A 22985-nucleotide genomic window follows, 5' to 3' on the forward strand; every position below is an offset into this window, starting at 1 on the left:
GCGGGGCCCCCCCCCCCCCCCCGCCCCCCCCCCCCCCCCCCCCCACCCCCCCGCCCCCCCCCCCCGCCCCCCCCCGCCGGGCCCCTTCGCACACCGCTACTGGGGGGGGTGGGGCGCGGCGCCCGCCCGCCCCCCAACACCCGAACGACCGGCCCCAGCCAGGTGCGAACGAGAAGTCGGTCAGGCCGACTTCCTACGCAACGGACACCGCGTGGCGGACCAGCGGTAGCCACGCAGTCGTGCAGGTCGACCTCCGACGGTGAACGTGGCACCGGTCAGAGGCACCCGTTCGGGTTAGCGACCCGCCCGCCCCCACCCCGCCCCGGAGGCGATTGTCAGTGCCCCGGTGCAGACTCTCAGATGGCCGGGGAGGGGGCGTGCGCGCGCCCGTCGGAAACCGCTCCGGTCAGCTCTCCGTCGAAGGGGCACCACCTCATGCTCACCACCGACTTCCCCGCCGGCTCGCCCTGCTGGATCGACCTCGGCAGCCCGGACATCCCCGCCACCGTCGGCTTCTACAACGAGGTCTTCGGCTGGACGTTCCAGTCGGCCGGCCCGGAGGCGGGCGGCTACGGCTTCCTCCAGCTGGACGGCAAGACCGTCGGCGCCGTCGGCCCGCTCAACGAGGGCGACCAGTCCACCTGGACGACGTACTTCCTCACCCCCGACGTCGACGCCGCCGTCAAGACCGCCGAGCAGGCCGGCGGCCGGGTGCTCGTGCAGCCGATGGACGTCATGAGCGAGGGCCGCTTCGCCCAGGTCGCCGACCCGCAGGGGGCCCGGTTCGCGCTGTGGCAGGCGGGCAACACCACCGGCCTCGACACCGTCTCCGCCGACAACTCCCTGTGCTGGTCCGAGCTGCACACCTCCGACCAGGACGCCGGGTTCGCGTTCTACAAGACGCTGTTCAGCTGGCGGGCGGAGAACTTCGAGCCGTCCCCGGGCATGTCCTACCAGGTGGTCTCCACCGCCGAGGGCGACCAGCAGGAGACGAGCTTCGGCGGCATCGCCCCGGTGATGGGCGAGGGCGAGCCCTCCGCCTGGACGCCGTACTTCGCCGCCGACGACGTGGACGCGCTGATCGCGAAGGCGACGGCGGCCGGCGGCACGGTGATGATGCCCGCCTCGGACGTGGAGAACGTCGGCCGGATCGCCTGGCTCGCGGACCCGAACGGCGCCCCCTTCGCGCTGATCAAGGGCGAGCCCCGGCAGTAACGACAAAAAGCAGTAACGACAAAAAGAGGGCCCGCCACCAGCACGGTGACGGGCCCCTCTCAAGACGGCTCACCGCACCGGGTGCCCGGCCTCCCGCAGCGCGTTCTTGACCTCGCCGATCCGCAGGTCCCCGAAGTGGAAGACGCTGGCCGCGAGCACCGCGTCCGCGCCCGCCTCCACGGCCGGGGCGAAGTCGGCGAGCTTGCCGGCGCCGCCGGAGGCGATCACCGGCACGGAGACGGCCTTGCGCACGGCCCGGATCATGTCCAGGTCGTAGCCGTCCTTGGTGCCGTCCGCGTCCATCGAGTTGAGCAGGATCTCGCCCGCGCCCAGCTCGGCCGCGCGGCCCGCCCACTCGACGGCGTCGAGGCCGGTGCCGCGGCGCCCGCCGTGCGTCGTGACCTCGTACCCCGATGCGGTCTCGGTGCCGGAAGGGCAGCGCCGGGCGTCGACCGACAGCACCAGCACCTGCCGCCCGAAGCGCTGGGCGATCTCCCGCACGAGCTCCGGCCGGGCGATGGCCGCGGTGTTGACGCCGACCTTGTCGGCACCGGCCCGCAGCAGCTTGTTCACGTCGTCGACGGCGCGGATGCCGCCGCCGACGGTGAGCGGGATGAACACCTGCTCGGCGGTGCGGCGGACGACGTCGTAGGTGGTCTCACGGTCGCCGGAGGAGGCGGTGATGTCGAGGAAGGTGAGCTCGTCGGCCCCCTCGGCGTCGTAGAGCTTGGCCATCTCGACCGGGTCACCGGCGTCGCGCAGGTTCTGGAAGTTGACGCCCTTGACCACCCGCCCGGCGTCGACGTCCAGGCAGGGAATGACACGTACTGCGAGGGTCACGACTGATTGCCTTCCAGGGTCTTTGCCAGCCCGGCACGGTACGCGTCGATCTCGACCTCGACCATCATCCGGGAGTCGATCAGGCCCTCGACCACCACCATGGTGGCCACCGGGCGGGCGGCGTCGAAGAGTTGACGGTGGGCGCGGCCCACCTCCTCGGCGTCGCGGACGTGCGTGATGTACATCCGGGTGCGGACGACGTCGTCCGCCGTCAGACCGTACGCGGCCAGGGCGTTGAGCCCGACGCCGAACGCGGCGAGGGTCTGCCCGTACGGGTCGCCCTCGTGCTCGATCCGGCCGTCCACCCAGGCGGTGGAGCCGGCCACGTGCACGTGGTCGCCCGCGACGACCGCCCGGGAGTAGCCGAACTCGTCCTCCCAGGGGGAGAATCCGGCGACCCGGCCGCGTACGATCCGACGTTCCGTCATCCTGTAACCGCCTCTTCCGTCATTCTGAAACCGTCAGCCTGACGTCAGCCGGTCCGACGTCAGCCCGAAACCGCCGCCAGCGCCTCTTCGAGGGTGAACTTCTGCTCGTAGAGTGCCTTGCCCACGATGGCACCCTCGACACCCTGTCCGACGAGGCCGGCGATGGCGCGCAGGTCGTCCAGCGAGGAGACGCCGCCGGAGGCGACGACCGGGCGGTCGGTGGCGGCGCAGACGTCGCTCAGCAGCTGCAGGTTGGGGCCGGTGAGGGTGCCGTCGCGGTTGACGTCGGTGACGACGTAGCGGGCGCAGCCCTCCTGGTTCAGCCGGTCGAGGACGTCGAAGAGCTGGCCGCCGTCGCGGGTCCAGCCGCGCCCGCGCAGGGTGGTGCCGACGACGTCGAGGCCGACGGCGATCTTGTCGCCGTGCTCGGCGATGGCCTTGGCAACCCACTCGGGGGCCTCCAGGGCGGCGGTGCCGAGGTTGACGCGGGTGCAGCCGGTGGCGAGGGCGCGGGCGAGGGTCTCGTCGTCGCGGATGCCGCCGGACAGCTCGACCTTGATGTCCAGCTGGCCGGTGACCTCGCGCAGCAGCTCGTAGTTGCTGCCCGTCCCGAAGGCGGCGTCGAGGTCGACCAGGTGCAGCCACTCGGCGCCGGCGTTCTGCCAGGCGAGGGCGGCGGCCAGCGGCTCGCCGAAGGAGGTCTCGGTGCCGGAGGCGCCCTTGACGAGGCGGACGGCCTGGCCGTCCCGGACGTCGACGGCGGGCAGAAGCTCAAGGCTCATCAGTAACAACTCTCAGACGGTCAGAGGGTGTTGACCCAGTTGGTCAGCAGGGCGGCACCGGCGTCGCCGGACTTCTCGGGGTGGAACTGGGTGGCCCACAGCGGCCCGTTCTCGACGGCGGCCACGAACGGCTGCCCGTGGGTGGCCCAGGTGACGAGCGGCGCGTTGATCCGCGCGCTGTGCGTCTCCAGCTCCCAGTGGCGCACGCCGTAGGAGTGCACGAAGTAGAAGCGGGTCTGCGGGTCGAGGCCCGCGAACATCCGGCTGCCCTCGGGCACGTCCACGGTGTTCCAGCCCATGTGCGGCACGACCGGGGCGTCCAGCGGCTCGACGGTCCCGGGCCACTCGTCGCAGCCGGCCGTCTCCACGCCGTGCTCGACCCCCTTCTCGAAGAGGATCTGCATGCCGACGCAGATGCCCATGACCGGGCGGCCCCCGGCGAGCCGACGGCCGATGATCCAGTCCCCGCGGACGCCCCGCAGGCCGCGCATGCACGCCTCGAAGGCGCCGACGCCGGGGACGAGCAGGCCGTCCGCGGCCATCGCCGCGTCGAAGTCGGAGGTCACGGTGACGGTGGCGCCGGTGCGCTCCAGGGCCCGCTGCGCGGAGCGCAGGTTGCCCGATCCGTAGTCGAGGACGACGACGTTCTTGCCCATGTTCAGGTGTCCAGTCTCTCTGCTACGGCGGTGCTACAGACGCATGGCGCCGGCGGCCAGGCACATCACGGAGCCGATCGCGAGCACCAGGATGACGCCCTTCGGCAGCTTCTGCTTCCAGAACGAGATCACCCCGCCGGCCAGGAAGAGGCCGACGAAGAGGAGAGCGACGGCGGTCTTGCTCACAGTGCACCCTTGGTCGACGGGAGGATGCCGGCCGCGCGCGGGTCGCGCTCGGAGGCGTAGCGCAGGGCCCGTGCGAGCGCCTTGAACTGGCACTCGACGATGTGGTGCGCGTTGCGACCGTACGGCACGTGGACGTGCAGGGCTATCTGCGCCTGGGCCACGAAGGACTCCAGGATGTGCCGGGTCATCGTGGTGTCGTAGCTGCCGATCATCGGCGCCATGTGCTCCGGCTCGGTGTGCACCAGGTAGGGGCGGCCGGAGAGGTCGACGGTGACCTGGGCGAGCGACTCGTCCAGCGGCACCGTGCAGTTGCCGAAGCGGTAGATGCCGACCTTGTCGCCGAGCGCCTGCTTGAAGGCGGCGCCGAGCGCGAGGGCGGTGTCCTCGATGGTGTGGTGGGTGTCGATGTGCAGGTCGCCGTCGGTCTTGACGGTGAGGTCGAACAGACCGTGGCGGCCGAGCTGGTCGAGCATGTGGTCGTAGAAGCCGACGCCCGTGGAGATGTCGGTCTTGCCGGTGCCGTCGAGGTCGATCTCGACCAGGACCGAGGTCTCCTTGGTGGTGCGCTCAATGCGTCCGATGCGGGACATGCGGGGTTACAGCTCCTTGATCACTTGAGAGACGGCGGCCAGGAAGGCGTCGTTCTCGGCCGGCGTGCCGGCGGTGACGCGCAGCCACCCCGGGACGCCGTTGTCACGGACCAGGACGCCCTGGTCGAGGATGGCCTGCCAGACGGCGTGGGTGTCGGCGAAGCGGCCGAACTGGACGAAGTTGGCGTCCGAGTCGGTCACCTCCAGGCCGAGCCCGCGCAGCGAGTCCACCAGGCGGTCGCGCTCGGCCTTGAGCCGGCCGACGTACCCGAGCAGGGTGTCGGTGTGCTCCAGGCAGGCCAGCGCGGTGGCCTGGGTGACGGCCGACAGGTGATAGGGCAGGCGGACCAGCTGGACCGCGTCCACCACGGCCGCGTCGGCGGCCAGGTAGCCGAGGCGCAGCCCGGCCGCGCCGAAGGCCTTGGACATGGTGCGGGTGACCACCAGGTTGGGGCGGCCCTCGATGAGCGGCAGCAGCGAGGCGCGGTGCGAGAACTCGACGTAGGCCTCGTCGACGACGACCAGGCTGGGCCGGGCGGCCTGGGCGGCCTCGTACAGGCGCAGCACGACGTCGGCGGCGACGGCGGTGCCCGTGGGGTTGTTCGGCGAGCAGACGAAGACCACGTTGGGCCGGTGCTCGGCGATCGCGGCGACGGCCGCGTCCACGTCGATGGTGAAGTCGTCGTTGCGCGGGCCGGAGATCCACTCGGTGCCGGTGCCCCGGGAGATGAGGGCGTGCATCGAGTAGGACGGCTCGAAGCCGAGCGCGCGGCGGCCGGGGCCGCCGAAGGTCTGGAGGAGCTGCTGGAGCACCTCGTTGGAGCCGTTGGCGGCCCAGACCTGCTCGCGCGCCACGGCGTGGCCGGTGGTGCGGCCGAGGTAGGCCGCGAGGCCCTCGCGCAGCTCGACCGCGTCCCGGTCGGGGTAGCGGTTCAGCCCCCGGGCGGCCTCGGCGACGCGCTCGGCGATCCGGGCCACCAGCTCCTCGGGCAGCGGGTACGGGTTCTCGTTGGTGTTGAGCTGGACGGGCACGTCCAACTGCGGTGCGCCGTACGGGGACTGGCCCCGCAGCTCGTCCCTGATGGGGAGATCGTCAATACGAGTCGTGCGGGTCACGAGCCGGGCACCGTCCAGTCGAATCGAGCCTTGATCGCGTCGCCGTGACCGGGCAGGTCCTCGGCGTTCGCCAGGTTCACCACGTGCGCGGCGATGTCCGCGAGCGCGTCCCGGTCGTACTCGACGACCTGGACGCCGCGCAGGAAGGTCTGCACGGACAGGCCGGACGAGTGGCAGGCGCAGCCGCCGGTGGGCAGCACGTGGTTGGAGCCGGCCGCGTAGTCGCCCAGCGAGACGGGCGTCCAGCGGCCGATGAAGATCGCGCCCGCGTTGCGGACCTTCGCGGCCACCGCGTGCGCGTCCCGGGTCTGGATCTCCAGGTGCTCGGCGGCGTAGGCGTTGACGACGGTGAGGCCCTGCTCCAGGTCGTCGACCAGGATGATGCCGGACTGCCGGCCGCCGAGGGCCTCGGCGACGCGCTCGCTGTGCTTGGTCTTCGCGACCTGGACGGCCAGCTCGGCCTCGACCGCGTCGGCCAGCGCCGGCGAGTCGGTGACCAGCACCGATCCGGAGGTGGGGCCGTGCTCGGCCTGGCTGATCAGGTCGGCTGCGACGTCGGACGGCAGCGCGCTGTCGTCGGCGAGGACGGCGATCTCGGTCGGGCCGGCCTCGGAGTCGATGCCGATCCGGCCGGCGAAGTAGCGCTTGGCGGCGGCGACGTAGATGTTGCCCGGGCCGGTGACCATGTTCACCGGCGCGCACTCCTCGGTGCCGAGGGCGAACATCGCGACCGCCTGGGCGCCGCCGACGGAGTACACCTCGTCCACGCCGAGCAGCGCGCAGGCCGCCAGGATCGTCGGGTGGACGCGCCCCCCGAACTCTTTCTGCGGCGGCGAGGTGACGGCGATGCCCTGGACGCCCGCCTCCTGGGCCGGCACGACGTTCATCACGACGGACGACGGGTACACCGCCAGCCCGCCCGGCACGTACAGCCCGACCCGGTCCACCGGCACCCAGCGCTGGGTGACCGTGCCGCCCGGCACCACCTGCGTGGTGTGCCCGGTGCGGCGCTGGTCCGCGTGCACGGCCCGGGCGCGGCGGATCGACTCCTCCAGCGCGGCCCGCACCTTCGGGTCCAGCGTCTCCAGGGCCTCGGTCAGTTGCTCGGCCGGGACCCTGGTCGACTCCAGCCGGACGCCGTCGAAGCGCTCGGTGATCTCGATCAGCGCCGCGACCCCGCGATGGCGTACGTCCTCGGCGATCGGCCGCACCTTCTCCAGGGCGGCCGCCACGTCGAACTCGGCACGGGGCAGCAGGTCACGCGGGTCGTCCAGCGAGCCGCGGAGGTCGATTCGAGAGATCACGCCAACCAGTGTAAGGAGTGGCCGAAACCACTGGTCCCTCATTTCACTCCGTGATACGAAAGGCGAGACGACCGGGGGGACGGGGGAAACGATGGTGGGACACGCTCCGGCGGGCTGGACCGACACCGAGAAGGAGCTCTGGGAGGCCTTCCGCCAGGGCGACGTCTTCGACCGCCGCGCCCGCGAGACCGCCGAGGACGACCCCTACGGGGACGCCGAGTGGGGCCCCGAGCGCACCGTCCGCGCCGACGTCCTGGCCCACCTGCTGCTGGCCGGCCCCACCGCCGCCCCGGGCCGGGTCTCCTCCCTGCGGATGAACGGCGTCAACGTCACCGGCGCGCTCAACCTCGCCGGCGGCCGGATCAACCAGTACGTCGAGCTGTACGGCTGCCGCTTCGAGCACAAGATCCTGATCTCCGAGGCCGAGGCCAGCACCGTCCGGATGGTCGACTGCCTGATCCCCCGCCTGGAGGCCTCCCGGCTGGCCACCACCGGCGACCTCCACCTCGCGCGCTGCCGCATCCCCGAGGGCATCCGGCTCACCGACGCCAAGATCGGCACCGACCTGCTCCTCAACATGACCCGCCTCGGCTCCGACCGTTACGGGCGCGCGGTCTCCGCCGACGGCATGGCCGTCCACCAGGACTTCGAGGCCGACCGGATCGAGGTCCACGGCGAGCTCAGCCTGCGCACCGCCCGGATCGGCGGCCGGCTCTCCCTGCGCGGCGCCCAGCTGCACGCCGTCCCGGACAACCGCATCTGCCTCAACGCCGTCCGGATCACCGTCGGCCACACCGCCTACCTCACCAGCTCCGCCGACGGCGGCTGGTTCGGCTCCCGCAGCTACTACGGCTCCGGCTACGGCCAGACCGCGCCGGCCGGCGCCCCCAGCACCCCGTTCCGCGCCCACGGCCAGGTGCGGCTGTCCGACGCCCGCTTCGACGGCGCCTGCCTGATCTCGGGCGAGTTCCACCTGGACGGCGACGACGAGCTCTCGCTGCGCCGCATCCACACCCCCGAACTGCGCTTCACCTGCCGCATGCGGCCCACCGGACCGGTCTCGCTCTCCCGCGCCCGCGTCGGCAACCTCGTCGACACCCCCGACGCCTGGCCGCTCGGCAAGCACCTCGGCCTCACCGGGTTCACCTACGAGGTCCTGCGCCCGGTCGCAGCGTTCACCGTCCAGCAGCGCATCGCCTGGCTGGAGGGCTCCACCGTCGACTTCCAGCCCGAGTCCTACGAGCAGCTCGCCGCCGCCATGCGCCGCGACGGCGCCGACGACGACGCCCGCGAGGTGCTCTACGCCAAGCAGCGCCGCCGCCGCGAGACACTCCCGCTGCCCGCCCGGATCTGGGGCACGGTCCAGGACGTCAGCGTCGGCTACGGCTACCGCCCCGGCCGCGCCGCCCTGTGGCTGCTCCTCGCCTGGGCCCTCGGCAGCGTCTTCTTCGCCACCCACCCGCTCGACCCGCTGAAGGGCGACGAGAAGCCGCACTGGAACCCGGTGCTGTACACGCTCAACCAGCTCCTGCCGATCGTCGACCTCCAGCAGGGCGCGTGGAACCCCGGCGGGCTCACCCAGTGGGTCTCCGCCGGCCTCGTCGTGGTCGGCTGGCTGCTCGCCTCCACCGTCGTCGCGGGCGCCACGAGGATGCTCCAGCGCGGCTGACCCCGATAACCGCGCGACAAGGCCCCGGCCCGGGGAACTACGCTGTCCGCCGTGACAGAACGGCTGCCGCTCTTCCCGCTGAACACCGTGCTCTACCCGGGCCTGGTGCTGCCCCTGAACGTCTTCGAGGAGCGCTACCGCCGTCTCGTCGCCGACCTGCTCGAACAGCCGGAGGACGAGCCGCGCCGCTTCGGCGTGCTCGCGATCAAGGACGGCCGCGAGGTCGCCCCGGTCCGGCCCGACGAGGGCCCGGCCGGCCCGCTGGACGGCCTCGGCACATTCACCGGAGACGCCCTGGAGGCGATCCACCACATCGGCTGCGTCGCCGACGTCGCCTCCGTCCAGGACCAGGCCGACGGCCGGTACGAACTCCTGGTCACCGGCACCACCCGGTTCCTGCTGCGCGACGTCGACACGTCCGGTCCGTACCTGACCGGCGAGATCGAGCCGATCGAGGAGCGCCCGGGCGAGGGCTCCGGCGCCCTCGCCGCCGAGGTCGAGCGGGCCTTCCGCGCCTACCAGAAGCGGCTCGCCGGCGCCCGCGAGGCCAGCACCGTCGGCCGCCAGGAACTCCCGGACGACCCGCAGGTGCTCTCCTACCTGGTCGCCGCCGCCTCGGTGTTCGAAACGCCGGTCAAGCAGCAGCTGCTCGCCTGCCCCGACACCGCCCAGCGGCTGCGCACCGAACTCGACCTGCTGCGGCGCGAGACGGCCGTGCTGAGCTGGCTGCCGTCGCTGCCCGCGGTCGACCTCACCCGCCAGTCGTTCAGCCCCAACTGACCCCGACCGACCCCGACCGACCGCCCCGTGTGACCCCCAGGAGCTCCCGTGGCCAAGAAGCCGAAGAAGGGCGGCCAGGGCACCCCGGCCACCGTCGCCCTGGAGACCGCCGCCGTCCCGTTCACCGTGCACTCCTACGAGCACGACCCGGCCGCCGCCTCCTACGGCGGCGAGGCCGCGGAGGCCCTGGGCGTCGCCGCCGAGCGGGTCTTCAAGACCCTGGTCGCCGACGTGGACGGCGTGCTCACCGTCGGCGTAGTCCCGGTCGCCGGCCAGCTCGACCTCAAGGCCCTGGCCGCCGCGGTCGGCGGCAAGCGCGCCGCCATGGCCGACCCGGCCGCCGCCGAGCGCAGCAGCGGCTACGTCCGCGGCGGGATCTCCCCGCTGGGCCAGCGCCGCCCGCTGCGGACGGTCGTCGACGAGGGCGCGATGGCGCACCCGACGGTCTACGTGTCGGCGGGCCGCCGGGGCCTGGAAGTGGAACTCGCCCCGGCCGACCTGATCACCCTGACGAAGGCCACGACCGCCCCCATCGCCCGCTAGGAGCAGGCGTCAGGGCCGGCGGTCGTCAGTCCCGCCCTGCTCCCCCGTCCGCTCCACGTCCCCGGCGTGCCCAACCGGCCCCTCCAGCCCGGCGTGCCCGTCCAGCCCCTCCACCGAAGCCTGCGGCGCAGCCGCCCCGTACGGCCCGGCCCAGTACGGCGGCGGGTCCTCCTCGCGCTTGCCGAACGCCGCCGACAGCAGCAGGAGCAGCACCATCGCCGCCATCGGCCACGCCAGCAGTGCGCCCTGCGCCCCGAGGTCGATGTCCGCGTAGAAGCGGCCCCCGTTGCCGACCCGCCGGGCCTCCCCGATCAGGTCGTGGCTCGGCCCGAAGGACCGGCCCAGCCGCCACGCGCCCAGCGAGCCGAGCAGCCCGCCGACCGCCAGCCCCACCGCGACCGAGATGCCCCCGCCGCGGCGCCGCGTCACGAGGAAGGCGCCGAGCGCCGTGACGATCCCCATCCCGAGCCCGATGAGCACGAACACCGCGTCGGCCCCGGCGCGCTGCTCGCCCTCGGGGTCGGCGTACAGGATCCGGTCGCCGTCGACGAGCAGCGGCACCTTGGGCGCCAGCCAGGCCCACAGCCCGGCCATGGCGAGCCCGAGGACCGCGCACACGACCACCGTCGCCGCACCGATCCGCAGCTCCGGCAGCAGCCGGTCCTGCAGCGAGTCCTCGGTCCTGGAGACGTCCCCGATCCCTTCCGGAAGCGGCGGCAGCCCGGCGGCGTCGTGGGGCTGCGGCGGCGCGAACGGGTTGGCGTCCGGCACCGCGGGCACGTCGTCGCGGGTGGGATCCGGAGGTGTGTTCGGTACGGTCACGGGCCCCATCGTTTCACGATCGCGCCCGGAACAACCCGCCGCCCGTGAACCGCAGCGGTAAGCCCTACCGGGAGACGGCCCGCCGGTACGCCCACGTGGCGATCGCCAGCGACACCACGCCCACCCCGGCGCACACCGCGAGGTCCCCCGCGACCAGCGCCCAGTCCGGGTCGGGCGTGAACGTACGGGCGAAGGCCTCCACGCCGTACGTGGACGGCAGCAGGTCGCGCAGCCACAGCACCGGCTGCGGCAGGTGGTCCACCGGCAGGACGCCGAGCAGCAGCGCCGCGGACATCCCGAGCTGCCCGAGCATGGTCGCGATCTCCTGCCGCGGCGCGAGCAGCCCGCAGGCCGCGCCGAGCCCGGACAGCGCGGCCCCGGCGAGCGGCACGACCGCGAGCAGCACCCACAGGTGGCCGAGCGGCAGCCCGAACATGACCGCGCCCACCGCCGCCGTCACCACCGTCCCCGGCAGCGTGAACGACGCGTACGCCCCGGCCGCCCCCAGCACCACCGATGCGGCCGGAACGGGCAGCGTCGCGTAGTGGTCCAGGCCGCCGGTGGCCCGCAGCTTCCCGAAGTACTGCGCGAGCAGGTTGAGCGCGACGAACGCCACCACCAGCACGCTGGACCCGGCGACCACCGACCGTGCCGCCGAGCCCTGCCCGGCGTCCACGACGCCCCGCATCATGACGAGGATGCCGAGGGACTGGAACGTCGCCACGAACAGCAGCGGGATCCGCGCCACCCGGGCCCGGGCGAGCTGCGCCCGGTAGACGGCCGCGAGCGCGGGCAGCAGCCGCGCCGCGGGGGCGAGCGGGACGGGCGCGGGGCCCGCGTCGGCGGCGGTCCGCGGCGGCACCGAGAGCAGCGTCACTTGACCAGTCCTCCGTGGCGGCCGCCCAGCTTGAGGTAGGCGTCCTCAAGGCTCGGCGTGGCGAGGGTGAAGTCGTCGAGGGCGGCGAAGGCCGGGCCGGTGGTGACGGCGGCGACGAGTTCGCGGGCCTGTTCGGGGCTGGTCCGCACGGTCCAGCGGCGGCCGGTGCGCTCGGCCCGCCGGGCGAGTTCGGCGACGGCCGGCACGCCGACCGGGGCCTCGTCCCGCCACACCAGGTCGAGCCGGACATCGCCGTCCACGAGGGCCTTCAGCCCGCCGGGCGTGTCGCAGGCGATGACCCGGCCCTCGTCGACCACGGCGACCCGGTCCAGGACGGTCTCCGCCTCGATGACGTTGTGGGTGACGAGCAGCACGGTGGTGCCGCGCTCGGCCCGGCGCCGGTCGACGGCGGCCCAGACGGCGCGGCGGGCGACGGGGTCCATCCCGGTGGTGGGCTCGTCGAGCACCAGCAGCGGCCGCTCCCCCACCAGCGCCGCGCCGAAGCACGCGAGGCGGCGTTGCCCGCCGGAGAGCTTGGCGAGCGGCCGGCCGGCGATGGGCTCCAGGCCCAGCTCGGTCAGCACCTCGCCGGCCTCGGCCCGGGCCCGCGCCCGGCTGAGCCCGCGCAGCCGTCCGGTGGTCTCGGCGGCGAGCGCGACGGTCAGCTCGTCGAGGGCGGTGGACTCCTGTCCGAGGTAGCCGAGCAGGCGGGCGGCCAGCTCGGGGTGGCGCACGATGTCGTGGCCGAAGAGTTCGACCGAGCCGGAGTCGGGGCGCAGCAGCCCGCAGAGCTGGCGTACGAGCGTGGACTTGCCGGCGCCGTTGGGCCCGAGGAGTCCGAAGATCTCACCCGGCCGGACGGTCAGCGTGATCCCGTCGTTGGCCCGGATCTCGGTGGCCGCGGAGCCGCGTCCGGCGCGGTAGGTCTTCACCAGGTCGCGAACGGCGCAGCACGGCAGGCCGCCCTGGGGTGCTCGCCCTGCCGCCGTCTCGTTCACGACCGACGACTTTACGCGCTCACCCGGGCGAACCGGACAACGGGGGCCCCGGGCCTGTCCTCAGTCGTCGACGACCATCGACCCGCCCGGCACCCGGGAGGCGAGTTCCTTCCAGAAGCCGGCCCGGATGGCGTACCTGTCGTGCTCGTCGATCTGGTCGTCCTTGTGCGCGAGCAGTCCGAACCGGGCCGCGTAGCGCAGGAGTTCGCCGTCGACGCGGTGCGGGATGCGCGGGTAGTCGGGCCACAGCACGGTGAGCCGTTCGACGTCGCCGAGGCGCTCGCTCCAGCGGCGGGCGAAGACCTGCCCGACCTCGTGGGCGTCGCCGCCGATGGAGGTGATGTCCTCCTCGCGGTCGGCCCAGCGCTGTTCGGCGGTGGTGAGCTGGGCGAGCGTCGGCAGGCTGTCGCCGGCGGTGACGGCGGGCTCGGGGGCGGGCCGGTCGACCCAGCCGCGGTCGGAGGACCAGCGCAGCACCGGGCCGGTGTGGGCGCCGTTGCCGTTCGCGGTGGCGACGGAAGCGACGGCGGGTGCGACGGCGGTGCGCCCGGCGAGGTCCTTGGGCGTCGGGACGACCTTGAGCGCGGCGGCCGGCTGCGGCCGCCCGTTGGTGGCGGCGGGGGCGACGGGCGCGGGCGCGCCGGCAGCCGGGCGGACGGGCACGGCGGGCGGCACGACGACCGGCGGCGCGGCGGGCGGCGCGGCGAGGATCTTGGCGATCTCCTGCCGGGGCCCCTGGCCGGGGGCGGGGAAGACGCTCGCGGTCTCGCGGAGGGTGAAGGACCCCTCGATCCACTCGCGGTCGAGGACCCGCCGTTCGTCGGCCTCGCCGACGAGGTCCTCGGACTGGTTGAAGTCGCCGTCGGCGGCCTGGAGCGCCCACAGGTGGACGACGACGCCGTGCTCCTTGGCGGACATCATGCCGGGCAGGAGGTCGCCGTCGCCGGTGATCAGCACGACGTCGGCGCAGGCCCGGTTGCGGGCGAGCTCGGAGAGCTCGGCGTGCATGGCGGCGTCGACGCCCTTCTGCACCCAGCGGCCCTCCGCCCGGGTGAGGGCGCCGAGCCGGACGGTCACCCGGGGCAGGACGCGCAGCCGCCGGTGTTCGGGCATCGGGCGCCGGTCGGGGGCGGCGTCGAACCAGTAGATCCGCAGCAGCGGGAGCCCGGTCTCGGCCTCGGCGCGTTCGCGCAGCGCGGTGATCAGCGCGGTGTGGTCGACGGTCACCCGGGAACGGGACGGGTCGCCGGCGAGCAGGCTGGCGGCGGCGCCCAGCAGGTATCCGGCATCCACCAGGACGACACAGCGATCCATCGCGCACCTCTTTCCGCTCGCCCTCGGGGTCAGGCCAGGTGGGCGCGGTCCGCCCGGGGAACGGGCGCGGTGGGTGAGGGGACTCCCGCGACCGCCCGATCGTTGGCTCACCTTTTCCCCCTGGTTCGCGCGCCGAACCCCGGGGGATGTCGCGGTCGCGCAACAGCCCTCCCAACGGAACGCAAAGGCGGGCCCCGTTCAACGACGGGGCCCGCCTTACGTCACGCGGGCTGCGCTTTCGGGGTTCTCGGCCCTCCAGCGCGCAGGGGTCTCGGCCCTCGGCTCGGCGGGGTCTCGGCCCTCAGCTCTGCGGAGTCTCAGCCCTCGACTCGGCGGGGTCTCGACCCTCCAGCGCCTCGGCGTCTCAGCCCTTCAGCTCGGCGGCGACCAGCTCGGCCAGCTGGACGGCGTTGAGCGCGGCGCCCTTGCGCAGGTTGTCGTTGGAGACGAACAGCGACAGCCCGTTCTCCACCGTCTCGTCCACCCGGATGCGCCCGACGTAGCTCGGGTCCTGCCCGGCGGCCTGCAGCGGGGTGGGGATGTCGGAGAGCTCGACGCCGGGGGCACCGGCGAGCAGCTCGGCGGCGCGCGCGGGGCTGATCGGGCGCTCGAAGCGGGCGTTGATCTGCAGCGAGTGGCCGGAGAAGACCGGGACGCGCACGCAGGTGCCGGCCACCTTCAGCTCCGGGATGCCGAGGATCTTGCGGCTCTCGTGGCGGAGCTTCTGCTCCTCGTCGGTCTCGTTGGAGCCGTCCTCGACGATGGCGCCGGCCAGCGGCACCACGTTGAAGGCGATCGGCCGCTGGTAGACCTTGGGCTCGGGGAACTCCACCGCGGAGCCGTCGTGGGCGAGCGCGGCGGCGCCGTCGACGACCTTGGCGGCCTGGTCCTGCAGCTCGGCCACGCCGGCCACGCCGCTGCCGGAGACGGCCTGGTAGGTGGAGACGACGAGCGCGGCGAGCCCGGCCTCCTCGTGCAGCGGGCGCAGCACGGGCATGGCGGCCATGGTGGTGCAGTTCGGGTTGGCGATGATGCCCTTGGGCCGCTCGGCGATGGCCTCCGGGTTGACCTCGGAGACGACCAGCGGGACCTCGGGGTCGCGGCGCCAGGCGGAGGAGTTGTCGATGACGACCGCACCGGCCGCGGCGACCTTGGGGGCGAGGGCCTTGGAGGTGCTGCCGCCGGCCGAGAAGATCACGATGTCCAGGCCGGTGTAGTCGGCCGTGGCCGCGTCCTCGACGGTGACCTCGGTGCCCTGCCACGGCAGCGTGCGCCCGGCCGAACGGGCCGAGGCGAACAGCCGCAGCTGCTCCACCGGAAAGTTGCGCTCCGCCAGGATCTCGCGGACGACGCCGCCGACCTGGCCGGTGGCCCCGACGATACCGATCTTCATTCCGACTGACTCCTCTGAATGGTGCTTTCACAGTCGCACTCTGCCCATCATGCCTTGTCACGCGGGGAGGGCGACCTGGCATTTCACTGGTTGAGAGGGGGCCACGCTGTGAGAGCGGCCCCGGACGGACCCTAGTGGTCCAGACCACTCACCAGGGCGAGCGCCGCGTCCACGTGCGCCCGGCCGGCCGGCAGCAGCGGCAGCCGTACGTCCGGGGTCGGGATCCGCCCCTGCGCGTGCAGGACGCCCTTCACCACCGTCGGGTTCGGCTCCGCGAAGACGGCCAGCGCCAGCGCGGTCAGCCGGTGCCCGAGCGCCCGAGCGCGCTCCACGTCCCCGGCCCGCCAGGCGTCGGTCAGCTCGACGAAGCGGCCGGTCGCCAGGTGGGCGGCGGCGAGGATGCCGCCGGCCGCGCCGAGGGCCAGCATCGACGACACGAAGGCGTCCTCCCCGGACAGCACCGCGAACCCGTCGGGCCCGGCGGCGAGCAGCTCGACGGCCGCCTGGTCCAGCCCGCCGGTCGCGTACTTGACGCCCACCACGCCGTCCAGCGCGGCGAGTTCGAGCAGGGCGGAGGCCGACAGCTGCTGCCCGGTCCGGTACGGGATGTGGTAGACGATCAGCGGCAGCGGGCTCGCCTTCGCGAGCGCCCGGAAGTGCGCCACCGTCCCCGCCTCGCCGGGCCGCAGGAACGCCGGGACGGTGACGAGCGCCGCCGCGGCCTGCGGCGCCTGCGCGCCGAGCTCGGCCAGCGACTCCGCCGTGGCCCCGGTGTCCCCGCCGTGCGCGCCGACGATCAGCTGCGCGCCGCGCCCGGCACACACGGCGGCGCACACGTCGATCACCGCCCGCCGCTCCTCGGCGCTCAGCGCGGCGGGCTCACCGGTCGTGCCGAGGGCGACGAGCCCGGCCGCACCGGCGTCGAGCACCTCGTGCGCGAGCTTCTCCAGGGCGTCCAGGGCGACGGAGCCGTCGGCGGCGAAGGGAGTGATCAGGGGGACGTAGATACCCGCGAGTTCCATGCGTCCGATCCTGCGCCGTGCCGATCACCCAGGTCCAGTTCACATTTCCGACGCTTCTCGTAAGCTGAGCCGATGCTCGACGTCCGACGCCTGCGCCTGCTGCGCGAACTGGCCCACCTCGGCACCATCGCCGCCGTCGCCGAGGCGCTCTCCTTCAGCCCTTCGGCGGTGTCCCAGCAGCTGTCCGTCCTGGAGAAGGAGGCCGGCGTCCCGCTGCTGGAGCGCACCGGCCGCCGGGTCGCGCTCACCCCGGCCGCGCTGGGCCTGGTCCGGCACGCCGAGGCGGTGCTGGCCCGGTTGGAACAGGCGGACGCCGAACTCGCCCACGCCCGCCAGGGGTTGGCCGGCCCGCTGCGGATCGGCACCTACCCCTCGGCGGCGCGCGCGATCATCCCGGCCGTCCTCGCCGAACTGGCCGGCTGGCACCCGGGGCTGGAGCCGATGGTCACCGAGGTCGACCCGGCGGGCGTCGGCGCGGCCCTGCGCGCGGGCGAACTCGACGTCGCCCTGGTCCACGAGTACGACCTCGTCCCGGCCGACCCCGAACCCGGCCTCGCGGTGACCCGCCCGGTGTTCACCGAGCCGATGTACCTGGCCGCCCGTACGCCGGGCACGGTCGCCGGACAGCGCACCGCGCCCTGGATCCTGGCCCCGCGCGGCACGCTCTGCCACAGCATGGCCGTCCGCGCCTGCGAGGCCGCCGGCTTCGCGCCGCGGGTCCGGCACCAGATCGACGACTTCACGACCGTCCTGGCCCTGGTGGCCGCCGGTCAGGGCGTCGCCCTCGTCCCCCACCTGGGCACCGCCGAGCCCCCGCCCGGCGTGGTCCTCACCCGCCTGCCCATGTACCGCCGCACCCGCGCCGCCTTCCGCGCCGGCGCCGGCTCCCACCCGGCGATCTCCGCCTTCGTCTCGGCCCTCCACACCTCCGTCCCCCCAGGCCTCGGCGGCACCATCTGAGGCTCTCCCCGCGCCCCCTTCAACTCCCCCCAATCCCTGCGCCCCGATCCGTGCTTCTCTCCCGTGCGCCTAACCCGCCAAACAGCTCGGCCCGAGCAGCTGCTTCAGATCCCCGAACAGCGCCGGATCCGACTTCACCCGGTGCCGGTCGAGCCTCAGCACCGTCGTCGACCGCGCGCCCTCCAGGCGCAACCGCACCTCGGTCGTCCCCCGGTGGCTGCTCAGCACCTCGCCGAGCCGGGCCACCAGCGGCGGCGTCACCTTCACGCTCGGGATGTTGATGACGATCGGCGCCTCGGCGTGCGCGTTCGACAAGTCCGGAACCGACAGCTCCATCCCCATCAGCCGCGGCACGTCCTCCCGCTTGTCGAGCTTGCCGCGCACGAACACCACGGCGTCCTCGACGAGTTGGGAGGAGACCAGCTGGTAGCTCGCCGGGAAGAACATGCAGTCGATCGAGCCGGCCAGATCCTCGACGGTGGCGATCGCCCACGCGTTGCCCTGCTTGGTCATCTTCCGCTGGAGGCCCGAGATGATGCCGCCGATGGTGACGATCGTCCCGTCCGGCCGCTCCGCGAGGTCCGCGACCGCGCAGTCCGCCTTGTCGGCGAGCACGTGCTCGATGCCGTGCAGCGGGTGCGAGGAGACGTACAGGCCGAGCATCTCCCGTTCCTGGGTGAGCAGGAAGGCCTTGTCCCACTCCTCGTCGGAGAAGGTGACGTCCAGCCCGAAGCTCGGCTCGTCCGCGGTCGCGTCGCCGCCGAAGAGGTCGAACTGCCCCTCGGCCTCCTTGCGCTTGACTCCGACGACGTTGTCGATCATCGGCTCGAACTGCGCGCTGAGGCCCTTGCGGGTGTGTCCGAGGGAGTCGAACGAGCCCGCCTTGATGAGCGATTCGACGGTCCGCTTGTTGCAGACCACCGACTCCACCTTGTCCAGGAAGTCGGGGAAGGAGGTGAACTTCCCCTTCGCCTTCCGGGTGCGGATCATCGATTCGACCACCGGCCCACCGACGTTGCGGATGGCGGTCAGCCCGAACCGGACGGTCTCACTGCCGTGCGGCGTGAAGTCCGAGTCGGACTCGTTGACGTCCGGCGGCAGCACCTGGATGCCCATCTTGCGGCACTCGTTCAGGTAGACGGCGGACTTGTCCTTGTCGTCCTTTACCGAGGTGAGCAGGCCGGACATGTACTCGGCCGGGTAGTTGGCCTTCAGGTAGGCCGTCCAGTACGAGACCAGCCCGTACCCGGCGGTGTGCGCTTTGTTGAACGCGTAGCCGGAGAACGGAACCAGAACATCCCACACCGCCTGGATGGCGGCATCCGAGTAGCCGCGCTCGCGGCAGCCCTTCTGGAAGGGGACGAACTCCGCCTCCAGGATCTCCTTCTTCTTCTTGCCCATCGCTCGGCGCAGCAGGTCCGCCTGGCCGAGCGAGTACCCGGCGAGGATCTGCGCGGCCTTCTGCACCTGCTCCTGGTAGACGATCAGGCCGTACGTCGGCCGGAGCACCTCCTCCAGGGGCTTCTCCAGCTCCGGGTGGATCGGGGTGATCTCCTGCTGCCCGTTCTTTCGAAGGGCGTAATTCGTATGGGAGTTGACGCCCATGGGACCGGGCCGGTACAGCGCCAGGACGGCCGAAATGTCTTCGAAGTTGTCGGGCTTCATGAGGCGCAGCAGCGAGCGCATCGGCCCGCCGTCGAGCTGGAACACGCCCAGCGTGTCGCCACGGGCGAGCAGCTCGTACGTCGGCTTGTCGTCGAGCGGCAGCTTGAGCAGCTCGATCTTCTCGCCCTTGTTCTTCTCGATCGCCTTGACGGCGTCGTCCATGATCGTCAGGTTGCGCAGGCCGAGGAAGTCCATCTTGAGAAGGCCGAGGCCCTCGCACGTGGGGTAGTCGAACTGCGTGATGGTGACGCCGTCGGTGTGCCGGGTCCAGACCGGGATGTGGTCGGTCAGCGGCTCGGCGGACATGATGACGCCGGCCGCGTGCACGCCGGGCTGGCGGATCAGGCCCTCGATGCCGCGCGCGGTGTCGATGACCTTCTTCACGTCCGGGTCGGTCTCGTACAGGCCGCGGATCTCGCCGGCCTCGCCGTAGCGCGGGTGCGAGGAGTCCGTGATGCCCGACAGCGGGATGCCCTTGCCCATGACGTCCGGCGGCATCGCCTTGGTGATCCGGTCGCCCATCGCGTACGGGTAGCCGAGGACGCGCGAGGAGTCCTTGATGGCGGCCTTCGCCTTGATGGTGCCGTACGTGACGATCATGGCGACCTTGTCGGATCCCCACTTCTCGGTCACGTAGCGGATGACGTCTCCGCGCCGGCGCTCGTCGAAGTCGATGTCGACGTCGGGCATGGAGATGCGCTCGGGGTTGAGGAAGCGCTCGAAGATCAGGCCGTGCGGGATGGGGTCGAGGTCGGTGATGCCCATCGCGTAGGCGACCAGCGAGCCGGCCGCCGAACCACGGCCGGGGCCCACCGCGATGCCCTGGCTCTTGGCCCACATGATGAAGTCGGCGACCACGAGGAAGTACGCCGGGAACCCCATCTGGATGATGGTGTCCATCTCGTACTCGGCGAGCTTCTTGTGCTCCTCGTCGTACCCGCCCGGGAAGCGCCAGTCCATGCCCTCCCAGACCTTGGACTTGAAGAAGTCCGCCTCGGACTCGAAGCCCTCCGGGATCGGGAAGCGCGGCATGAGGTTCCTGAACTGGAACATGCCCTCGGTGTCGACCCGCTGGGCGACGAGGAGCTGGCTGTTGCGGCAGCCCTCCTGCCAGGCGTCCGAGGAGTCCAGGGCGTACATCTCGGCCGCGGACTTGATGTAGTAGCCGGTGCCGTCGAAGCGGAAGCGGTCCGGGTCGGAGAGGTTCTTGCCGGTCTGCACGCAGAGCAGGAGGTCGTGGGCGCCGGCGTCGGCCTCGGTGGTGTAGTGGGAGTCGTTGGTGACCACCGGCGGGATGTTCAGCTTCTTGCTGATCTCCAGCAGGCCGTCGCGGACCCGCTTCTCGATGTCGAGGCCGTGGTCCATCAGCTCCAGGAAGTAATTTTCCTTCCCGAAGATGTCCTGATAGTCGGCCGCGGACTTGACCGCCTCGTCGAACTGCCCCAGCCGCAGCCGGGTCTGCACCTCGCCGGACGGGCAGCCGGTGGTGGCCATCAGACCGCCGGACAGCTCGGAGATCAGCTCCTTGTCCATCCGGGGCCACTTCACCAGCCAGCCCTCGGCGTAGGAGCGCGAGGTGAGCTTGAAGAGGTTGTGCAGGCCCTCCTTGTTGCGGGCCCAGATGGTCTTGTGGGTGTAGGCGCCGGACGCGGAGACGTCGTCCTTCTTCTGGTGCGGCTGGCCCCACAGGATGCGCTTGGTGTTGGACCGGGACTCGGGCGCGACGTACGCCTCGATGCCGATCACCGGGGTGATCCCGGCGGCCGTGGCCTGCTTGTGGAACTCGGCGGCGCCGTACATGTTCCCGTGGTCGGTCATCGCGACGTGGGTCTGGCCCAGGCGCTCGACCTCCTTGAACATCTGCTTCAGCCGGGCGGCGCCGTCCAGCATCGAGTACTCGGTGTGGACGTGCAGATGCGCGAACGGCTGATCGCTCAAGGCGGGGCCTCCGGAGGCTCGGTGCTTGTCTGGTGGGCCGGCGAACGCGCAGGTCACAGGGGATGCCCTGGAAACAGATGTGGCCCGAACCACCTCCCGGGGTCCGGACCATCCCTCACGCATTCACGCGTCTACTCTAGCTCCCCCGCGCTCTCTCGCCCCGCCCGCCCGGAGGGCCCCCAGGCCGGCCCGGCGAGTCGCGCCCGGGCGGCCTCCCGGACCGCCGTCTCCTCCATCGGGTCGTCCCGCAGGCCGACCAGGCGCTCCCGCACCCGGGGCTCGTCAGGGGCGCGTTCGACGCCCAGCAGCCGGGCGTCCGCCTCGCAGTCCCAGAGCGACTCGGTGTACGCCTCGCCCATCCCCGCCGACCCCACCGCCGCCAGCCCCTCCAGGTACGCGGCCCGCTCGGACGAGTGCGGCGTCCACAGCCAGAACCGCCGCAGCAGCGACGCGGCCCCCGCCGCCTCCGCCCCGAACCGCCCCAGCTCCCAGGCCAGGCCGGCGGGCCCGCGCCAGGTCTGCTCCACCCAGCACCGCTCCAGCTCGGCGACCAGCGCCGGAACTCCCCGCCCGTCCGGCGGCTCCCCCGGCCCCGCCAACGGCTCCGGCGACCCGCGCCCGTCCTCCCGGCCGTGCGCCCGCAGCGCCTCCCGGGCCTCGTCCGAGCCGTCGAGCGCCAGCAGCTCCAGCACCCGGACGGCCCGCTCGCGGGCGGCGTCCCCAGCGGACAGCAGCTCGACCACCGGCCCGAGCGGCAGTGCCAGGTCCCGCACCAGCCGCGCCAGGTAGCGGTCCCGCTGGTCCACCGAGGCGTCCCAGCGCCACTCCCACCGGACACACCCGTACACCAGCTCGGCGGCGGCCGCCGGATCCTCCGCCGCCATCAGCGCGCCCAGCCCGCGCCCCCGCTGCAACAACCCCGGCAGCGTCCCCGCCGGCGCGTACTCGTATCTCCGCTCTGCCATGGCCCCATCGTCCCCCAGGAGGCCGGAAGGTCAGCCATCCGTCTCCAGCGCGGGAAGTCGGCCGGGCCGACTTCCCGCGCAGCCGCCGCGGCTACCAACGCCCCTTCCGCGCCCACTTCGTGTCCGGCATGTCGCGTACGATCCTGATGATCGTTTACGGGGAACCGAGAGGTGGCAGCACAGGTGCGCAAGTGGGGGATGCCGGCAGCGGCACTGGTTCTGGGCGCGCTCGTCGCGGGGTGTGGGTCGGGGGGCCAGGGGGACGGCGGCAAGGGGGCCGCACCGGCAGCCGCGCCGAAGGCGGAGAAGCTCGGGCCCGATACCGGAACGCGCTACGCACGCGTCACCGTGCCGCAGTTGGACGGACTGACCTGCTCCGAGGGCAACGGCGGCTTCCACTTCGGCAGCGACCTGGACGTGCACGTCTTCGGGGTCGACGACCTGCCCACCCGCGAGGGCGGCGCTGAGGACGACCACGGAACGGCATCGTGTTTCGGGAGCCAGCGCATCAGGCTGAGCAAGGGGCAGTTCACCACGACGGTGCCCCATTTCACCGCCAAGACCCGCCTGTTCACCGCGGTCGCCGACCCGCAGAACGCTCTCGACAGGTCTTTCAAGCACACCATGGAGCTGCTCCAGGGCTACGGCCGCAAGCCCGTCGGCGATCCCAAGGGGTACTCCACCAGGACCATGGTGATGAAGTGCCAGCAGAACGTCACGGACACCTTCCCGATGACCACCTGCTTCTGGGCGAACTACAGCGCGGTCGGCTCCATCGACTTCTTCCCCCCGAACGGCGAACACGTCCCCCTGGACCAGGCCGCGGAACGAACCCGCACCTTCGCCACCGCCGCCCTCTCCACCCAGCCCGCCACTGCCGCCCCGTAGCCCCGGCCGGCACGCCGGGCCGATCGCGGGACGG

22 protein-coding genes are annotated in these 22985 nt (G+C 72.7%); 6 read left to right on the plus strand and 16 right to left on the minus strand.

What is annotated here, in order from left to right; all coding sequences use genetic code 11:
• Positions 1–435 precede the first annotated feature (435 nt).
• Positions 436–1215: a VOC family protein gene (locus AB0O00_RS04650; RefSeq protein ID WP_363648635.1), complete on the plus strand. Its 780-nt coding sequence runs from the start codon at positions 436–438 to the stop codon at positions 1213–1215.
• Between the two features lie 69 nt (positions 1216–1284).
• On the opposite strand, the gene hisF is transcribed toward AB0O00_RS04650, so the two are convergent.
• Genes hisF through hisD form a run of 8 tightly spaced genes read right to left on the minus strand, consistent with a single transcriptional unit; the run spans position 1285 to position 7117 of the window.
• Positions 1285–2055: an imidazole glycerol phosphate synthase subunit HisF gene (hisF, locus tag AB0O00_RS04655; RefSeq protein WP_363648636.1), complete on the minus strand. Its 771-nt coding sequence runs from the start codon at positions 2053–2055 to the stop codon at positions 1285–1287.
• Positions 2052–2483, minus strand: a complete 432-nt coding sequence (locus AB0O00_RS04660) for a RidA family protein (protein WP_363648637.1) — start codon at positions 2481–2483, stop codon at positions 2052–2054. Before AB0O00_RS04660 ends, hisF begins: the two co-directional genes overlap by 4 nt.
• Before the next feature lie 59 nt (positions 2484–2542).
• On the minus strand, positions 2543–3268 hold the full coding sequence (gene priA, locus AB0O00_RS04665; protein ID WP_363648664.1) for a bifunctional 1-(5-phosphoribosyl)-5-((5-phosphoribosylamino)methylideneamino)imidazole-4-carboxamide isomerase/phosphoribosylanthranilate isomerase PriA: 726 nt from the start codon (positions 3266–3268) through the stop codon (positions 2543–2545).
• A gap of 17 nt (positions 3269–3285) precedes the next feature.
• Positions 3286–3921 carry an imidazole glycerol phosphate synthase subunit HisH gene (hisH, locus tag AB0O00_RS04670; protein ID WP_363648638.1) on the minus strand — a complete coding sequence of 212 codons (636 nt, stop codon included), beginning with the start codon at positions 3919–3921 and terminating at the stop codon, positions 3286–3288.
• A gap of 33 nt (positions 3922–3954) precedes the next feature.
• Complete coding sequence (locus AB0O00_RS04675) at positions 3955–4107, minus strand: hypothetical protein (protein ID WP_329928313.1); 153 nt, start codon at positions 4105–4107, stop codon at positions 3955–3957.
• Complete coding sequence (gene hisB, locus AB0O00_RS04680) at positions 4104–4697, minus strand: imidazoleglycerol-phosphate dehydratase HisB (RefSeq protein ID WP_363648639.1); 594 nt, start codon at positions 4695–4697, stop codon at positions 4104–4106. The genes AB0O00_RS04675 and hisB overlap by 4 nt, the downstream gene beginning before the upstream one ends.
• Before the next feature lie 6 nt (positions 4698–4703).
• Positions 4704–5813: a histidinol-phosphate transaminase gene (locus AB0O00_RS04685; protein WP_363648640.1), complete on the minus strand. Its 1110-nt coding sequence runs from the start codon at positions 5811–5813 to the stop codon at positions 4704–4706.
• Positions 5810–7117, minus strand: a complete 1308-nt coding sequence (gene hisD / locus AB0O00_RS04690; protein WP_363648641.1) for a histidinol dehydrogenase — start codon at positions 7115–7117, stop codon at positions 5810–5812. The genes AB0O00_RS04685 and hisD overlap by 4 nt, the downstream gene beginning before the upstream one ends.
• A gap of 91 nt (positions 7118–7208) precedes the next feature.
• Here hisD and AB0O00_RS04695 point away from each other — a divergent pair, with 91 nt between their 5' ends.
• The 3 genes from AB0O00_RS04695 to ybaK are packed head-to-tail and all read left to right on the plus strand — an operon-like array spanning position 7209 to position 10109.
• Entirely contained in the window at positions 7209–8786 is a 1578-nt protein-coding gene (locus tag AB0O00_RS04695; RefSeq protein ID WP_363648642.1) for an oxidoreductase, read from the plus strand.
• 51 nt (positions 8787–8837) lie between these two features.
• A complete protein-coding gene (locus AB0O00_RS04700; RefSeq protein WP_363648643.1) occupies positions 8838–9566 on the plus strand; it encodes an LON peptidase substrate-binding domain-containing protein in 729 nt (242 codons plus the stop codon).
• Positions 9567–9614: 48 nt separating this feature from the next.
• Entirely contained in the window at positions 9615–10109 is a 495-nt protein-coding gene (gene ybaK, locus AB0O00_RS04705) for a Cys-tRNA(Pro) deacylase (RefSeq protein ID WP_363648644.1), read from the plus strand.
• Positions 10110–10118: 9 nt separating this feature from the next.
• Here the strand turns inward: ybaK and AB0O00_RS04710 are convergent, their stop codons facing one another.
• The 6 genes from AB0O00_RS04710 to AB0O00_RS04735 form a co-directional block, all read right to left on the minus strand.
• Entirely contained in the window at positions 10119–10931 is an 813-nt protein-coding gene (locus AB0O00_RS04710; protein ID WP_363648645.1) for a hypothetical protein, read from the minus strand.
• Between the two features lie 64 nt (positions 10932–10995).
• Positions 10996–11808: an ABC transporter permease gene (locus tag AB0O00_RS04715; RefSeq protein ID WP_363648646.1), complete on the minus strand. Its 813-nt coding sequence runs from the start codon at positions 11806–11808 to the stop codon at positions 10996–10998.
• The gene (locus tag AB0O00_RS04720; protein WP_363648647.1) at positions 11805–12806 is read right to left on the minus strand and encodes an ABC transporter ATP-binding protein; all 1002 of its coding nucleotides are present in this window, start codon (positions 12804–12806) and stop codon (positions 11805–11807) included. The genes AB0O00_RS04715 and AB0O00_RS04720 overlap by 4 nt, the downstream gene beginning before the upstream one ends.
• A gap of 60 nt (positions 12807–12866) precedes the next feature.
• Positions 12867–14120 carry an NYN domain-containing protein gene (locus AB0O00_RS04725; RefSeq protein ID WP_363648648.1) on the minus strand — a complete coding sequence of 418 codons (1254 nt, stop codon included), beginning with the start codon at positions 14118–14120 and terminating at the stop codon, positions 12867–12869.
• Positions 14121–14484: 364 nt separating this feature from the next.
• Complete coding sequence (locus tag AB0O00_RS04730; RefSeq protein WP_363648649.1) at positions 14485–15513, minus strand: aspartate-semialdehyde dehydrogenase; 1029 nt, start codon at positions 15511–15513, stop codon at positions 14485–14487.
• A gap of 131 nt (positions 15514–15644) precedes the next feature.
• Positions 15645–16535, minus strand: a complete 891-nt coding sequence (locus AB0O00_RS04735) for a dihydrodipicolinate synthase family protein (protein ID WP_363648650.1) — start codon at positions 16533–16535, stop codon at positions 15645–15647.
• Positions 16536–16607: 72 nt separating this feature from the next.
• On the opposite strand from AB0O00_RS04735, the gene AB0O00_RS04740 reads away from it, so the two are divergent.
• Entirely contained in the window at positions 16608–17495 is an 888-nt protein-coding gene (locus AB0O00_RS04740) for a LysR substrate-binding domain-containing protein (RefSeq protein WP_363648651.1), read from the plus strand.
• 69 nt (positions 17496–17564) lie between these two features.
• Here AB0O00_RS04740 and dnaE read toward each other — a convergent pair whose 3' ends face one another.
• Together dnaE and AB0O00_RS04750 are read right to left on the minus strand one after the other, a co-directional pair.
• On the minus strand, positions 17565–21098 hold the full coding sequence (dnaE, locus tag AB0O00_RS04745; RefSeq protein WP_363648652.1) for a DNA polymerase III subunit alpha: 3534 nt from the start codon (positions 21096–21098) through the stop codon (positions 17565–17567).
• A gap of 131 nt (positions 21099–21229) precedes the next feature.
• Positions 21230–22063 carry a hypothetical protein gene (locus tag AB0O00_RS04750; protein ID WP_363648653.1) on the minus strand — a complete coding sequence of 278 codons (834 nt, stop codon included), beginning with the start codon at positions 22061–22063 and terminating at the stop codon, positions 21230–21232.
• A gap of 357 nt (positions 22064–22420) precedes the next feature.
• On the opposite strand from AB0O00_RS04750, the gene AB0O00_RS04755 reads away from it, so the two are divergent.
• Positions 22421–22951: a hypothetical protein gene (locus tag AB0O00_RS04755; protein ID WP_363648654.1), complete on the plus strand. Its 531-nt coding sequence runs from the start codon at positions 22421–22423 to the stop codon at positions 22949–22951.
• The last annotated feature ends 34 nt before the right edge of the window (positions 22952–22985 follow it).

The organism is Kitasatospora sp. NPDC093558 (genome assembly GCF_040683475.1).
Lineage (GTDB): Bacteria > Actinomycetota > Actinomycetes > Streptomycetales > Streptomycetaceae > Kitasatospora.